The 14300-nt window shown below is 74.6% G+C and carries 11 protein-coding genes; 1 reads left to right on the top strand and 10 read right to left on the bottom strand.

Going from position 1 to position 14300, the window contains the following annotated elements; genetic code table 11:
- Positions 1-9: 9 nt before the first annotated feature.
- From ACH4PU_RS02645 to ACH4PU_RS02605, 9 genes are all read right to left on the bottom strand, one after another.
- Positions 10-777, bottom strand: coding sequence for an ArsR/SmtB family transcription factor (locus tag ACH4PU_RS02645; RefSeq protein WP_398265353.1), 768 nt, complete (start codon positions 775-777; stop codon positions 10-12).
- A gap of 79 nt (positions 778-856) precedes the next feature.
- Positions 857-1105, bottom strand: a complete 249-nt coding sequence (locus ACH4PU_RS02640) for a hypothetical protein (RefSeq protein WP_398264785.1) — start codon at positions 1103-1105, stop codon at positions 857-859.
- Positions 1106-1180: 75 nt separating this feature from the next.
- A complete protein-coding gene (locus ACH4PU_RS02635) occupies positions 1181-2746 on the bottom strand; it encodes an alpha/beta hydrolase (protein WP_398264783.1) in 1566 nt (521 codons plus the stop codon).
- Between the two features lie 136 nt (positions 2747-2882).
- Positions 2883-3209 carry a hypothetical protein gene (locus ACH4PU_RS02630; protein WP_398264781.1) on the bottom strand — a complete coding sequence of 109 codons (327 nt, stop codon included), beginning with the start codon at positions 3207-3209 and terminating at the stop codon, positions 2883-2885.
- Between the two features lie 163 nt (positions 3210-3372).
- Positions 3373-4893: an alpha/beta hydrolase gene (locus ACH4PU_RS02625; RefSeq protein ID WP_398264779.1), complete on the bottom strand. Its 1521-nt coding sequence runs from the start codon at positions 4891-4893 to the stop codon at positions 3373-3375.
- 334 nt (positions 4894-5227) lie between these two features.
- A complete protein-coding gene (locus ACH4PU_RS02620; protein WP_398264777.1) occupies positions 5228-7219 on the bottom strand; it encodes an ABC transporter permease in 1992 nt (663 codons plus the stop codon).
- A gap of 13 nt (positions 7220-7232) precedes the next feature.
- On the bottom strand, positions 7233-8030 hold the full coding sequence (gene modA / locus ACH4PU_RS02615; RefSeq protein ID WP_398264775.1) for a molybdate ABC transporter substrate-binding protein: 798 nt from the start codon (positions 8028-8030) through the stop codon (positions 7233-7235).
- Positions 8031-8085: 55 nt separating this feature from the next.
- Positions 8086-8481: a molybdopterin-binding protein gene (locus ACH4PU_RS02610; RefSeq protein ID WP_398264773.1), complete on the bottom strand. Its 396-nt coding sequence runs from the start codon at positions 8479-8481 to the stop codon at positions 8086-8088.
- 79 nt (positions 8482-8560) lie between these two features.
- Entirely contained in the window at positions 8561-9424 is an 864-nt protein-coding gene (locus tag ACH4PU_RS02605) for a helix-turn-helix domain-containing protein (protein WP_398264771.1), read from the bottom strand.
- Between the two features lie 429 nt (positions 9425-9853).
- On the opposite strand from ACH4PU_RS02605, the gene ACH4PU_RS02600 reads away from it, so the two are divergent.
- Positions 9854-11308, top strand: coding sequence for an MFS transporter (locus ACH4PU_RS02600; protein WP_398264769.1), 1455 nt, complete (start codon positions 9854-9856; stop codon positions 11306-11308).
- Positions 11309-11431: 123 nt separating this feature from the next.
- Here ACH4PU_RS02600 and ACH4PU_RS02595 read toward each other — a convergent pair whose 3' ends face one another.
- Positions 11432-14215: a flippase-like domain-containing protein gene (locus tag ACH4PU_RS02595; RefSeq protein WP_398264767.1), complete on the bottom strand. Its 2784-nt coding sequence runs from the start codon at positions 14213-14215 to the stop codon at positions 11432-11434.
- Between the last annotated feature and the right edge of the window lie 85 nt (positions 14216-14300).

Genomic DNA, 14300 nt, shown 5'->3' with positions numbered 1-14300 from the left:
CTGCCGGGATCAGGGGCGCCAGGCCGGGACCGACAGGGGCGTGCCGGTCTCGACGTACGTCTTGAGGTTGGACAGGACGAAGTTCCAGCCGCCCGAGATCTGGCGCAGCTCCTGCTCATCGCGCAGGTTGACGTGGGTCACGGTGAGCTGGACGGTCTCGCCGTACGGCTTGAGGTCGAAGGTGACCCGGGACGGGCCGTGGGGGCGCTCCTCGTCGGGGCCGGTCCAGGTGAGGATCAGGCGGCGCGGGGCCTCGATCTCGACCACGGTGCCGATGACGTCGTCGGTGCCGGACTCGTCCAGGCGGCGGTGGGCCCATGAGGAGCCGGGCTGCCAGTCGGAGACGTTGTGGTGGTGCCAGTACGCCGCGGTCGCCGTGGGGTCCATGAGGCACTCCCAGACCTTTTCCGGGGTGGCGGCGATGTAGGTGGTGTGGACGAACTCGGGGCGCGGTTCGTTCTCGGTGCTCATGAGGGACTCTGCTTTCTGTTTCAGTGCGCTCAGCGCGTCCAGCCGGGGCTGGTCGAAGGCGCTGATCCATCGCTCCTGGATCTCGTGGAGCGGCACGGGGTCGAGGTAGTGCAACTTCTCGCGGCCCTTGCGGACGGTGCGGACGAGTCGGGCGGCCTCCAGCACGCCGAGGTGCTGGGTCAGGGATTGCCGGGTCATCCGCACGCTCTCGCACAGTTCGCCCAGTGTCCGGCCGTTGTTCTCGCGCAGTCTGTCCAGCACGAACCGCCTGGTCGGATCGGCCAGGGCCTTGAAGACCCGGTCCATCTCACTGCTCACACCTCGATTATGCAGGCAGATGCCTGCATGTCAATGAATGCCCGAGACGCCCTCCTGATCAGCTGTTTCAGCTGCGGACGAACGAGGCGGTGTTGCCGAGGGGGGTGCCGACATGGTTGCCGTCGGCCGTGCCGGGGGCGGCGGCCGCGGAGCCCCGGGCGGAGGCATTGGAGTGGGCGGCGCAGCCGTTGCCGATCGCCGGGGAGAGGAGGCCGCCGCCCAGGCCGCCGGCCCGGGCCGGATGCCGGCCCGCGCCCACGGCGGTCGGCAGGGCGCGGAAGGCGAAGGCCGTGGACGCGACGGTGCGGGAGCTCATGGCTTCGCGACCGACCGCGTCACCCGGCGGGCATGGTCCTCGCCGCCGGGCGGGGGGGCGCCGCGCGTGGCGGCGCTACGAGCAGGTCGTGCCCTCCTTCGGGACCTTGCCGTCGAGGAGGTAGGCGTCGACCAGCCGCGTCATGCAGCGGTTGCCGCTGTTGTACGCGCCGTGGCCCTCGCCCCGGTACGTCACCCCGACGCCGACGCCCTTGCCGAGGCGTTCGGTCATGGTGCGGGCGCCCTCGAAGGGGGTGGCGGGGTCACCGGTGTTGCCGATGACGATGATGGGGGCCGAGCCGTCGGCGCGGACGTCGGGGGTCTTCCAGGCGCCCTTGACGGGCCAGTCGGTGCACTGGAGGAGGGCCCAGGCGGCGGACTCGCCGAAGACGGGTGAGGCGGCGCGGAAGGCGGGGAGGCGGGACGCGATGTCGTCGGGGGTGTAGCGCTGTTCCGCGTCCGCGCAGGAGATGGCGCGGTTGGCGGGCTGGAGGTTGCTGTAGTGGCCGTCGGGGGAGCGGCCGGCCAGGGAGTCGGAGAGGAGCTGGAGGGTGGTGCCGGTGCCCTTGGTGCCGGCCTCGCGGAGGGCAGCGGTCAGGTACTTCCAGGTGTCCTCGGAGTAGAGGGCGGCGGCGATGCCGTTCACCGCCTGGTCCTGGGTGAGGGGGCGGTCCTTCTGGGTGGTGGGGAGGGGGTGGGCGTCCAGGCGCTTGAGGAGGGTGGTGATGCTCTCCTCGGTGGGGCAGGTGTTGGCCGCCGCTCCCTTGGCGCAGTCCTTGAGGTAGTCGCCGAGGGCCAGTTGGAAGCCCTTCGCCTGTGCCAGGGAGCCCTCGGCGGGGTCCTGGGAGGGATCGACGACGGCGTCCAGGACGGCGCGTCCCACCCGCTTCGGGAACAAGTGGGCGTAGACGCCGCCCAGTTCCGTCCCGTACGAGATGCCGAAGTAGTTCAGCTTCTCGTCGCCGAGCGCGGCGCGCAGCCGGTCGAGGTCGCGGGCGGCGTCGGTGGTGCCGACGTGCGGGAGCACCTTGCCGGAGTGCTGGGCGCACGCCTGGATGTAGCGCTTGTTCTGGGCGACGGCGGCGGTGAGCTCGTCGGCGTCGTCGGGCGTCGCGTCCGTCGACTCGGCGGCGTCCAGCTCGCGGTCGTCCAGGCAGCGCACGCCCGCGCTCTCGCCGACGCCGCGCGGGTCGAAGCTCACCAGGTCGTAGCGGGCGCGCAGCCCGGCGTAGCTCTTGGCGAGCTCGGGCAGCGTCGCCACGCCCGAGCCGCCCGGGCCGCCGAAGTTGAAGACGAGCGAGCCGATGCGATGGGCGGAGTCCGTGGCCCGGGCGCGGATCAGGGCGAGGTCGATCGTCGGGCCGTCCGGTTTCGCGTAGTCCAGCGGGACCGGCAGCGTCGCGCACTCCCAGCCCTTGCCGGGGGCCTTGCCGCCACCCTGGGCCGCCGTGGGCGCGGCACACGGCTTCCAGGCGCCGAGGGCTCCCTTCTGGGCCGCCCTGTCCTTTCCGCTGTCGCCGCCGCCGGTACCGCCGTCGGTGCCGGAACCGCCCCCGTCCCCGGATCCGCAGCCGGCGGCGGTGAGGACGAGCGCGAGGGCGGCGCCTGCGAGGGCGAGGGCCCTCGGCCGTGATGGACTCATGCCACGACTCTACGGTGGGGGTCGGACACTCGGCGGGGGAACGCTCCGGGCCTCCGGGGGCCTCCGGGGGCGTCCGAGAGCCCGTACCGCGCGCGTCCGGGCACGCGTCGTACGCCGCCGGGCCGCGCCGTGCGCCTCACGGCCTCCGGGGCGCGGCCTCCGGGGGTATCGCGCGCACCGGGCGCTCCGCGCCGGGCCCGTACCCCGGCCCGAACCCGTCCCGCGCCGGCGCCGACGCGTCCCCCGAGGGCCGTGGCGTCGCCGGGGTCGGCGGTACGGGCGTGCCGTCCGGCCCGACCATCGGGGCCGACTGCGTCTGCCAGAGCGCCACCAGCGCGGCCAGTAAGGCCGTGACGGCCAGGGCGCCGGTGAACCGCCGCGCGTGCCGGCCGGACTCCGGATCCGGTCCTGGCCCCGGTCCTGTTCCCGAGCCCGGCCCCGGCCCTGCGGATTCGTCCCGCATCTCACCCCTCCTCTCGCCCCTGAAACGGACCGCCCGTACGGACGGCCCGTGCCGTCCCTCGGCGCAGCACCCCGACAACCGACCCGTGTGCGAGCGATCGTAGTGCGGGCCACTGACATTCGAGAGAGCGGAATTCGCCGTACGGTGTGATCTGCTATGGGTGCTATGAGCACACCGTGCCGCGCCCCGGCACAGTACCGTCCAGGAGATAGGCGTCGACGGCCTTCTTGACACAGGAATTGCCACTGTCGTAGGCCCCGTGGCCCTGACCCCGGTACGTCATCTCGACGCCGACCCCGTCGCCCAGCGCTCGCGCCATCCTCTGCGCTCCCTCATAAGGGGTGGCCGGATCACCGGTGTTGCCGACCACGAGGATGGGCGCCGCGCCCTTGGCGGTCACGTCGGGCGTCCGCCACTCACCCTTCACCGGCCAGCCGGTGCACTGGGTCAGCCCCCACGCCATGAACGCGCCGAACACCGGGGACGCCTTGCGGAACCGGGGCACCTGCCCGGCGATCTCGGCGGCCGTGTACCGCTGGGAGAAGTCCGCGCAGGTGATCGCCGCCAGCGACGCCTGGAGGGAGCTGTAATGCCCGTCCTGGCCACGGCCGTTCATGGCGTCGCCGAGCGCCATCAGGATCTTGCCGTCACCGTTCTCGGCGTCCTCCAGTCCCTCGGTGAGGTAGTCCCAGAACTCTTTGGAGTACAGCGACTGGGCGATGCCGGTGGTGGCGAGGGACTGGGTGAGCCGCCGGCCCTCGGCGCCGGGCACGGGCGTCTCGCCCAGGCGGTCCAGCAGGGACACGATCTGCCGCTCGGTCGGGCAGTTGTCGTGCGTGGCGGCGCAGGCGGTGAGGTAGTTGCCGAGGGCGAGTTCGAAGCCGCGGGCCTGCGCGAGGGCGCTCTCCACCGGGTCGGTCGTGGGGTCGACGACGGCGTCGAACAGGGCCCGTCCCACCTTCTTCGGGAACAAGTGGGCGTACACGCCGCCCAGTTCGGTGCCGTACGAGACGCCGAAGTAGTGGAGCTTGTCGTCCCCCAGGGCCTGGCGCATCAGGTCCATGTCCCGGGCGGCGTTGGCCGTCCCCACGTACGGCAGCACCTTCCCGGAGTGCTGCCGGCACCCTTCCGCGTACTTCTCCACCCGCCCGACCAGGTCCTTCTGCTCCTCGGTGGTACGCGGCATCGAACCGGCCGCGTAGTACGCGTCCAGCTCCTTGTCGTCCAGGCAGGTCACGCCGCCGCTGCGGCCGACCCCGCGCGGGTCGAAGCTCACCAGGTCGTAGCGGCGGCGCAGGTCCCGGTAGTCCTCGGCGAACGCCGGCAGCGTCGCCACGCCCGAGCCGCCCGGGCCGCCGAAGTTGAAGACGAGCGAGCCGATGCGGTGGGCGGGGTCCGTGGCGCGCGCCCGGATCAGGGCGATGCCCAGGGTGTCGCCGTCCGGGTGCGCGTGGTCGAGCGGGACGCGCAGGGTCGCGCACTCCCACTCGTCGCCCGGCGCCCGGGCCGGCACGCCCTCCTTGCTGCTGGGCGCGGGACACGACTTCCAGTCCAGGGACGGCCGGGACGGCCCCGCCGACCCGGGCGCGCCCTCCGCGGCGGCCCCCTTCTCCCCGCCGGTGCACCCCGCGACGGCCAGCATGCCGGCGGCGAGCAGGCACCCGGCCCGTATGCGTCTGGACACCGCTGCTCCCGGGGTCGGAGTCGGAGGGACGGACAGTCCTCATCGTCCGGGCGGTGGACGGGAGTGCGCGCGCGGTGCGGGGCGTACGGGTGGAAAGAGGGGCGCGCGGGCGGCGGGGTGCGTCGAGGGGGTGGGGGAGGGGTACGGGAGGGGGCTGATCGTGGAGTGCTTCTGGGGGCTGCCGGCGGGGGCTCGGGCGGGTGCGGTGCCGCGGTGGGCCGGTGAGCCGGTGGGCTGGTGGGCTGGTGGGCTGGCGGGCCGGCGAGGCGGTGTGGTCCGACAGCCGACGGGCCCGGTGTGAGCGGGGGCGTCTCGCGCCCGCCGGAGCGGGACGTCAGAGCAGGACGAACGTGACCGCCGCCGCCCGTACGCCCACCCACACCCGGGCGCCCTCCACCGGGCGGAGCTCCGCCGCTGCCCACGGCGGGAGTTCGGCGACGGCGTCGGGCCCGTCGGCGCCGCCCGCGACCAGGACGCGCAGCCGCCCGCCCTGCGCGGAGACCTCCCGTACCGTGCCGGGCCAGACGTTCCCGCATTCCGGTCCGCCCTCCGGCGGGCGGGACGCGGAGAGGGTGACGGCCTCCGGGCCGGCGACCGCCAGGGCGGCCGTCGCGCCGTCCGGCGGGGGAGCGGCGGCGGTCAGCTCCGTGCCGTCGTCCAGCCGCAGCGTGCCCTCGGCGGTGACCTTGCCGGGCCAGGCGTTGTGGCCCAGCATCCGGGCGACCCACGGCGAGCGCGGGAGGCGGGCCAGCTCGTCCGGCGCCGCGTACTGCACCACCTCGCCGTCCTCCAGGACCAGGACGCGGTCGGCGAGCGACACGGCCTCCACCGGGTCGTGCGTCACCAGCAGGCAGACGCCGCCGAAGCCGGCGAGCCGGCGGCGCAGGGCCTGCCGTACGGACGCCTTGGCCGACTGGTCGAGCGCGGCCAGTGGTTCGTCCATCAGCAGCAGCCGGGGGCGCGCGGCCAGGGCGCGTGCCAGGGCCACGCGCTGGGCCTGCCCGCCGCTGAGCTCGTGCGGCCTGCGGTGCGCCAGGTGGCCGATGCCGAGTTCGTCCAGCCCGGCCCGGGCCTCACGGCGGGCCTCGGCCCGGGGCACGCCCTGGGCGCGCAGGCCGTAGGCCGTGTTGGCGAGCGCGGTCAGATGCGGGAAGAGGGCGCCGTCCTGCGGCACCCACGCGATCCGCCGCCGGTGCGCGGGCGCGGCCGACAGGTCCCCGCCGCCGAGGTCGAGCGGGCTCGCCGCGGCCCGCCGGGTGAGTCCGAGCAGGGCACGCAGGAGCGTGGTCTTGCCGGCGCCGTTGGGGCCGACGACGGCCACGGTGGTGCCGGGCGGCACGTCGAGGACGGCGCGGGTGGCGCCGGTGACGGAGGCGCGCAGCGGGTACGGGACGGGGGTACGCGCCGGGGCCGTCCCGGCGGGCGCTTGCCCACGGGCCCCTTCCCCGCCGGTCCCCTCCTCGCGGGTCCGGTTCCGCGCGCCGGGGGGCGGGCAGGGGCCCGCGCCCGTGCGTGCCCCCGCCGCCTTTGGCGTGGCCGTCCACCGCCCCCGCAACGCGAGCAGCACGGCCGCAGCGATCGCGAGGAGCAGCAGCGACACGGCCGTCGCGCCCTCCGGGTCGTCCTGGAGCAGCAGGTAGACCTGGAGCGGCAGGGTCTGCGTCTCGCCCGGCAGATTGCCCGCGAACGTGATCGTGGCCCCGAACTCGCCCAGCGCCCGCGCCCAGCACAGTGCCGCGCCCGCGAGCAGCCCCGGGGCGACCATGGGCAGGGTGACGGTGCGGAAGACGCGCAGGGGGGACGCGCCGAGCGAGACGGCCGTCTCCTCGTACCGGGGGTGCAGCCCCGCGAGCGCCCCCTCCAGGCTGATGACGAGGAACGGCATCGCCACGAACGCCGACGCGACGACCGCGCCCGCCGTCGAGAACGGCAGGGTGACCCCGCACCACTCCTCCAGCCAGGGCCCGGCGACGCCCCGCCGCCCGTACCCCTGGAGCAGCGCCACCCCGGCGACCGTCGGCGGCAGCACCATCGGCAGCATCACCAGGCAGCGCACCAGCGCCTTGCCCGGGAAGTCGACGCGGGCGAGCAGCCAGGCCAGCGGGACGCCGAGGACGAGGGAGAGCAGCAGGGCCCAGCCGGAGACGGTCAGGGAGAGGGCCAGCGCCTGCCGGACCTCGTGCGAGCCGACGCGGGACGGGAGCGAGCCCCACGGCGTCCGGGCGAGCACGCCCGCCAGCGGCACCAGCAGGAACACCACCGCGAGCCCGGCGGGCACACCGAGCGCCAGGGGCGTGCGCTCCCGGCGCGCCGCACTCTTCCTCATCGGCGCGCCCGCCTTACGGCCGCTGGAAGCCGGCCGCGCCCAGCAGCCCCTGCGCCTCGGAGGACGACAGCCAGCGCACGAACGCGCCCGCCTCGTCCGCGTGCTTCGAGCCCTTGAGCGTGGCGGCCGGGTAGGCGGCGACCGCGTTCTGCGCGTCCGGGACGGCGACCGTGGCCACCTTCCCCTTGGCGGCCGTCGCGTCCGTGACGTACACGATCCCGGCGTCCGCCTCCCCGAGGGAAACCTTGCTCAGGACGGCCCGCACGTTCGGCTCCTGGGAGACGGGCTTCACGTCCACGTGCTGCTGGTCCAGGACCTTCCTGCTGTACCGGCCGACCGGCACCTCCGGCGCCGCCAGCACCACCTTGAGGTCCTTCCGCGCCAGGTCGGCGAGGTCCTTGACGTGCTTCGGGTTGCCCTGCGCGGTGGCGATCGTCAGCCGGTTCCGCGCGATGACGACGGGCTTGCCCGTCTCCCCCGAGAGCCCGTCCATCGTCTTGGTGTCGGCCGTCACCAGGGCGTCCGCCGGAACGCCCTGCCGGACCTGCGAGGCCAGCTCCTGGGAGCCCGCGAACGAGAACTTCACCGTCGTCCCCGGATGCGCCTTCTCGTAGGCGTCCCCGGCCCGCTTGAAGACGTCGGTGAGGGACGCGGCCGCCAGCACGGTGAGCGTGGTGCCCTTGCCCTTCGCGCCGTCACCGCCACCGCCGTCGGCGGACCCGCCGTCCGAGGCGTCGTCGCCGCAGGCGGCGGCCAGGGGCAGGAGCAGGGCGGTGGCGAGGGCGGCGAGACGGACGGACGTACGGCGCATGGGTTCTCCGTAGGGTGCCGGGCGGGGGTACCGGGTGGGTGGATCGGACGCGGAGTCAGACGAGGTCGACGTGCACGTTGGTGGCCTTGACCCGGGCCACGGCCTCCATGCCCACGGCCAGCCCCAGCTCCTCCACGGCCTCGCGCGTCAGCAGGGAGACGAGGCGGTGCGGCCCGGCCTGCACCTCCACCTGGGCGGCGACGTCCCCGAGCTTCACCGCGGTGATGATCCCGGGGAAGGCGTTGCGGGCGCTGGAGTACGCCTCCTCGCCGTCCTCGTTCGCCTCGGCGGCGAGCGTGACGGAGAACGCGGCGAGGTCCGCCCCGTCGATCTCCCGCTTGCCGTGCTCGTCCCGCCGGGTGGGGATGCGCCCGGCGTCCGCCCAGCGGCGGACGGTGTCGGGGCTGACGCCGAGCAGCCGGGCCGCGCGGCCGATGGTGTAGGAGCGCATGTGCGGCACGGTAGAGCCGTTCACCCGGCAAGTGCAAGGGAGAACGGCTTCCGGTCCGGGCAGATGCGAGGGGAGCGCCTTATGCCGCGGCCCGCTCCGGATCCAGGAGCAGCATGGCCGCCTCGTCCGCGCCGCCGGGCTCGGCCTGGTAGACGACGAGGCGCTGACCGTCTGTCCCGGACAGCGGCATGACCTCGTAGACGAGAGTCATCGCCCCCACCTTCGGATGACTGAACGTCTTGGTGCCGCCGACGCGCTCCTTCACGTCGTACCGCTCCCACAGCTTGGCGAACTCGGGCGACTTCAGCAGCAGTTCGCCGACCAGCGCGGCCAGGCGGGGCGAGTCCGGGTCGACACCGGCGATCGCGCGGAGGTGGGCCACGGACTTGGCGACGGTCTCCTCCCAGGGGTTGTAAAGGGTGCGCCCCACCGGGTGCAGGAACAGGTACCGGTTCATGTTGCGCTCCTCCCGCGGCCAGTCCCAGAGGCCGGGCATGAGCCGCCGTCCCGGGAGGTTCGCGGCCAGCATGTCGCTGTACCGGCTCACCACGTACGCCGGCAGCGGCCGCACGGTCTCCAGCATCCGCAGGACGGACGCGCGCACGGTCTCCCCGCCGGTCCCCGGCCCGGCGGGCGTACGCGGCTCGGGGACCCGGCCGGAGGCGAGTTCGGCCAGGTCGTGGAGGCGCTGGTGGGCGTCCCCGTTCAGCCGCAGCGCGCGGGCGAGGGCGTCGACCACGGCCGGTGAGGGGTTCCGCTCGCGGCCGCGCTCCAGGCGGGTGTAATAGTCGACGCTCACGCCGGCGAGCGTCGCCAGCTCCTCCCGGCGCAGGCCCGGCGTCCGGCGCAGTCCGGTGCCCGGGGGCAGCCCGACGTCCTCGGGGGTGATCCGCGCCCGTCGCGCCTTCAGGTATCTGCCCAGTTCGGTGCCGCTGTCGGTCATCCCGCCATTGTCGCCGGAGGCCGTGCGCGGTGGGGGGCCGTGTCAGGGCCAGGAACGCCGCGGCCTCCCGCCGGGCGGAACGCCGCGCCAAGCTGGTCCTGTTGCGGGCGGCCGACGGCCGTGGTGCGGGGAGGCGTACGACGTCGTGCCCCGACGCGGTGGGAGCCGCCCGCACGACGGCCGCCGGGCGGCTCCCGGCCGGCCGTTCCGGCGGGGACCGCCCGCGGCGGTGCCCCCACGCCGGCAGGTCCGGCCCCGCCCGGCAGGTCCAGCCCCGCCGGAAGCGACCCCGACGACCCCCCGCCCACTCGCCGTTCCGTCCCCTCCCGCCCGGAAGCGACCGCAACGCCCCTCGCCCACTCGCCGTTCCGTCCTCCTTCTCCTTCCCTCCCCTTCCTCCGTCCCCTCCCTCCCGGAAGTGCCCCTCACATGCCCAGGATCACCGCCCGCCGCCCACCCGTCTTCCATACCCGCCCGGCCCTTTCCCCGGCCCCTGCCTCCCCTGCCTCCCCGGCTTCTCCGTCCCCGGCCCCCGCCTCCCCTGTCGCGCTGATCGCCTCCCTCCTCGGCTTCGCCGTCATCACCATCGACGTCTCGGCCGTCAACATCGCGCTGCCCGCCATCCGTTCGTCGCTGCACGGCGGGATGTCCGGCCTCCAGTGGGTCGTCGACGCGTACACGCTGATGTTCGCCGCGCTGATGATGTCCGCCGGGGCGCTCGCGGACCGGTCCGGGGCGCGCCGGGCGTACGCCTGGGGGACCGCCCTGTTCACCCTCGCCTCCCTCGGCTGCGCCCTCGCGCCCGGGATCGGCGTGCTCATCGCGGCGCGGCTGGCGCAGGGCGCGGCGGCGGCCGTCGTGATGCCCGCCTCGCTCACGCTGATCCGGCAGGCGTACGACGATCCGGCGCGCCGGGCGCGGGCCATCGCGCTGTGGACGGTGGGCGGTTCGGTGTCCATGGCGGCCGGGCCGGTGCTCGGCGGCATCCTCGCCGAACACGCGGGCTGGCGCGCCGTGTTCCTGCTCAACCTCCCGGTGGGCGCCGTGATCCTGGCGCTGCTGGCCCGTACCGCGCCGTCCGCGCGCCGGCCGGCGCCGCTCGACCCGGCGGGGCAGGCCACCGCCGTCCTGGCCCTCGCCGGCCTGACGTACGCGGTGATCGAGGGCGGCCACCGCGGCTGGACGTCCGTGCCGGTGCTCGCCGCACTGGCCGTCGCGGCCGGTTCCACCGCCGCCTTCCTCGCCGTGGAGAAGCGGCACCGCGCGCCCATGGTGCCGCTGGGCATGCTGCGCGAACGCCGGGTCGCCGTCTCCCTGACGGCCGGTTTCGCCGCCAACGCGGCCTTCTACGGCCTCGTCTTCCTGCTCGGCCTCTACTACCAGCAAGCGCGCGGCATGTCGGCGACGGAGGCGGGGCTGATGTTCGTGCCGCTGTCGGTCGTCATCACCGCCGCCAACCTGGTCTCCCCGCGGCTGGCGGAGCGGATCGGCCGCCGCGCCGTCATCGTCCTGGGGCAGGCGGTCCTGGCGCTGGCGATGGCCGTGCTGCTGCCGCTGTCGGCGGACACTCCGCTGTGGCTGGTGCTGCTCCTGCTCGTGCCCACCGGTCTGGGCGGCGCGCTGGCGGTCCCCGCGCTGACGGCCCTGCTGATGGACGCCGTCCCGGGGCACCGGGCGGGTACGGCCTCGGGCCTGTTCAACGCGGTCCGTCAGACGGGCGGCGCACTGGCCGTCGCCGTGTCCGGCGCCCTGATAGCGGACGGGGGCGCGGGGGCGGGCATCTCGCTCGCGGGCATGCGGGAGAGCTTGTACGCCGCCGGGGGCCTGCTGTGCCTGACGACGGCGCTCACGGTGTGGCTGCTGCGGCGGGAGCGGACGGCGTGACGGGAAAGGGCGGCGTTGACGGGAAGGGGGCAGCGGTCCGGAAGGGGACAACGGCCCGCAAGGGGGCAGCGGTCCGGAAGGGGACAACGGCCCGGAAGGGCGCCCCACTTCCGTACCCTCCCCTCAGATGGCACCCTTCCGCGTCAACTGGTTGAAGCACAGCCACCCCGGCAGCACCGGCAGCCAGAACGTCAGCAGCCGGTACAGCAGCACCGAAGGCGTCGCGATCTCCGCCGGCAGCCCGGCCAGCGTCAACGCGCCGATGAGGACGCCTTCCACGGCCCCGACGCCGCCGGGCGTCGGCGCCGCCGACCCCAGCGCGTTGCCGGCCAGGAAGATCACCGCGACGCTGGCGAAGCTCATGTCGCCGCCGAACGCCCGGATCGACGTGTCGAGGCAGAACACGAAGGCGGCGGTCAGCAGCAGCATGCCGCCGATGCCGTTGACCAGCTTCCGCGGCCGCTGGAGCAGGTCCAGCATGCGCGGCACGACGCCCGCGAACAGCGAGCGCACCCGCGTCGAGACGAACTTCCGCAGGAACGGGATGGCCGTCACGACCAGCACCAGCACCGCGGCCGTCAGCAGCCCGCCGATGACCGTACGGGACGGCGGGAGCGGCGACTCCGTCCGCTCGGTGCCGGTGATGTAACCGAAGGTCAGCAGCAGCAGGATGTGCGCGGCCAGGCCGAACAGCTCCGACGCGCCGACGCTGGCCACGGCCAGCCCCGGGCGGATCCCGGCCCGCTGCAGGAAGCGGCTGTTCAGGGCCACGCCGCCGACCGCCGCCGGGGCCACGAGCTTGACGAACGAGCCGGCCACCTGCGCCATGACCGTCCGCAGGTACGGCACCTTCTCCGGGACGAAGCCCAGCAGCCGCATGGCCGCGGCGAAGTAGGAGAGCGCGGAGAAGGCCGCGGCGACCGCCACCCAGCCCCAGTTGGCATGGTCGATGATCTTGTCGAGCTCGACGTGCGACAGCTGCGAGAGCAGGAAGTAGGCGGCGATCGCGCCCGCGATGGAGCTGATCAGCGTGCGCGGCCGGATGCGCTCCAGCCGGACCGGCTCTATCGGCGCCTGCGGCCGGATCAGCAGCACCTGGCGGCGGATCTGCGCCAGCAGGTCCTCCTCGCGGGCCTCCTCGGCCGCGACGTCCAGCGCCTGCTTCTCCGCCTTCTTCTCGGCCTTGAGCGCCCGGCGGTCGTCCGCCGGGCCCGAGCCCTTCTCCGCCCGCTCCCGGGCCCGCTCCTCCTTGGCGATCCGGGACGCCTCCAGCACCGCGTCCCGTTCGCGCTGGGCGCGCTCGCGCGCGAGCCGGCGCAGGGTGGCGCGGCTGGCGCGGGTCAGGGCGATGGGCTGGAGCAGCGGCAGGCTGTCGGCGACCGCGTCCGGGCCGAGCACGGCGACGGCCGAGGCCACCGCCCGTTCGGCGCCGACCCGCAGGCCCAGGGTGGTGAGGAGCTGGGCGACGTCCATCCGCAGCACCAGATCGCCGGCGGCGATCTCACCGCCGCGCAGATCGGTCAGGACGACATTGCCGGAACGATCCACCAGGAGCGCGTCGCCGTCCAGGCGCCGGTGCGCGATCCGGCGCGACTGCAGGGCGCGCACCTGCCGCCAGGCGCCGTCCACCAGCTCGTCGGTGATCTCCTGGTCCGGCAGGGTGTCCAGCGTCCGCCCGCCGACGTGCTCGTACACCAGCATCACGGCGTCCGGGCCGAGCTCGCTGGTGGCGATCAGCTTGGGGGCGTTGGCTCCGGCGGCGATGGCCGCGTAGGCGAGCAGCGCCTCCTGCTCCAGTGCCTGGCGGAGCGACTGGAGGCTGCGCCGCTGCGTGATGCCGCGCAGCGCGAGCCGCTGCCACAGCCGGTAGAAGAAGCCCTGCGCCTGCTGCTCGCGGTCGACGACCGTGACGTCCAACGGCGGGCCGTCCTCCAGCGTGACGACGTACCGGCGGCCCCGGTCGTGCGCGGTGCCCTGGGCCGGCTCGGCGTCCGGGGTCTCCTCCGTGCGCAGCGCGCTCACCGGCTTGAAGCCGACGCGGCGCAGGCCGTGCAGGAGGTGCTGGCCGGTGGGGCGGACGTTGGGGGAGCCGACCGCGTAGAGGGTGCCGTAGGCGACCGTCCAGCCGATGAGCACGGTGGTGGCGATCGAGAACGGCGTCGAGTAGCCGTTGACCAGCACCGCGAACGCGTCGAGCAGCAGTACCGCCCACATCGCGACCCGCCAGCGCGGGCGCCGCGACATCCCGACGGCCGTCATATAGGCGATCACGGGGGCGAGGTAGCCGTGGACCGGATCGGTCAGTTCGTGGGTCGGCGTGATCCGGGTGAGCGCCTCCCTGATGGACTCCGGGGCGGCCTCGGCGACCCAGAGCGCGGCGCCGAGCGAGACGCCGTGCGCGAGGACGGCCGCGAGGACGCCGTCGGCGATGCGCAGGCCGTCCCGCTTGACCAGCCGTTCGACGGCGAACGCCACCGGCACGATGAAGATCGCGACGTTGGCCGTGAGACCGGCGATGTTGGCCAGCGTCTGCGGGGCGTGCCCGGCGCTCTCCTTGATGTCGCTGGCGAGGCCGGTGGTGGTGCCGTGCGCGAACGCGGCCAGGGCGAGGACGACGGCGATGCCGATGATGCCCAGCAGCATGCGCACCAGGTCGGCGGGGCGGTGGACGCGGGCGGGGAGCAGGGGCTCGTCGCCGGAGACCTTGTCGATGTGGACCTCGCCGTCCTTCGTGTCGCACGGGTACGACGAGCCGGCCGGGCGGGCCGGGGTGCTGGGGCGCGGCCGCTCGGCTTCCCCGCCTCCCGCGCCGCTCCCGGGCAGCGCCTGGCGGGCGCCGGCCTCCTCAGGAGGTCCCGCGCCCTGCTCGTCGTCCGTGTCTTCCTGGTCTTCTCGTTCTCGTATCACCAGTCACCGCCCGGAAGATGGTGGCATGGCCCTGCCGGGCAAGGGTGTATCAGGGTGCATTTCGGGGGCGCGGACCTCGGATCGT

Source organism: Streptomyces sp. NPDC021100, assembly GCF_044333095.1.
Classification (GTDB): domain Bacteria; phylum Actinomycetota; class Actinomycetes; order Streptomycetales; family Streptomycetaceae; genus Streptomyces.
Note: the sequence above shows the minus strand (reverse complement) of the source record. Positions and strands in the feature narration are given on the sequence as shown.

Coding starts and splice junctions, on each gene's coding strand:
- ACH4PU_RS02645 (WP_398265353.1), bottom strand. CDS start 777: ATGGACCGGGTCTTCAAGGCCCTGGCCGATCCGACCAGGCGGTTCGTG.
- ACH4PU_RS02640 (WP_398264785.1), bottom strand. CDS start 1,105: ATGAGCTCCCGCACCGTCGCGTCCACGGCCTTCGCCTTCCGCGCCCTG.
- ACH4PU_RS02635 (WP_398264783.1), bottom strand. CDS start 2,746: ATGAGTCCATCACGGCCGAGGGCCCTCGCCCTCGCAGGCGCCGCCCTC.
- ACH4PU_RS02630 (WP_398264781.1), bottom strand. CDS start 3,209: ATGCGGGACGAATCCGCAGGGCCGGGGCCGGGCTCGGGAACAGGACCG.
- ACH4PU_RS02620 (WP_398264777.1), bottom strand. CDS start 7,219: ATGAGGAAGAGTGCGGCGCGCCGGGAGCGCACGCCCCTGGCGCTCGGT.
- modA (WP_398264775.1), bottom strand. CDS start 8,030: ATGCGCCGTACGTCCGTCCGTCTCGCCGCCCTCGCCACCGCCCTGCTC.
- ACH4PU_RS02610 (WP_398264773.1), bottom strand. CDS start 8,481: ATGCGCTCCTACACCATCGGCCGCGCGGCCCGGCTGCTCGGCGTCAGC.
- ACH4PU_RS02605 (WP_398264771.1), bottom strand. CDS start 9,424: ATGACCGACAGCGGCACCGAACTGGGCAGATACCTGAAGGCGCGACGG.
- ACH4PU_RS02600 (WP_398264769.1), top strand. CDS start 9,854: ATGCCCAGGATCACCGCCCGCCGCCCACCCGTCTTCCATACCCGCCCG.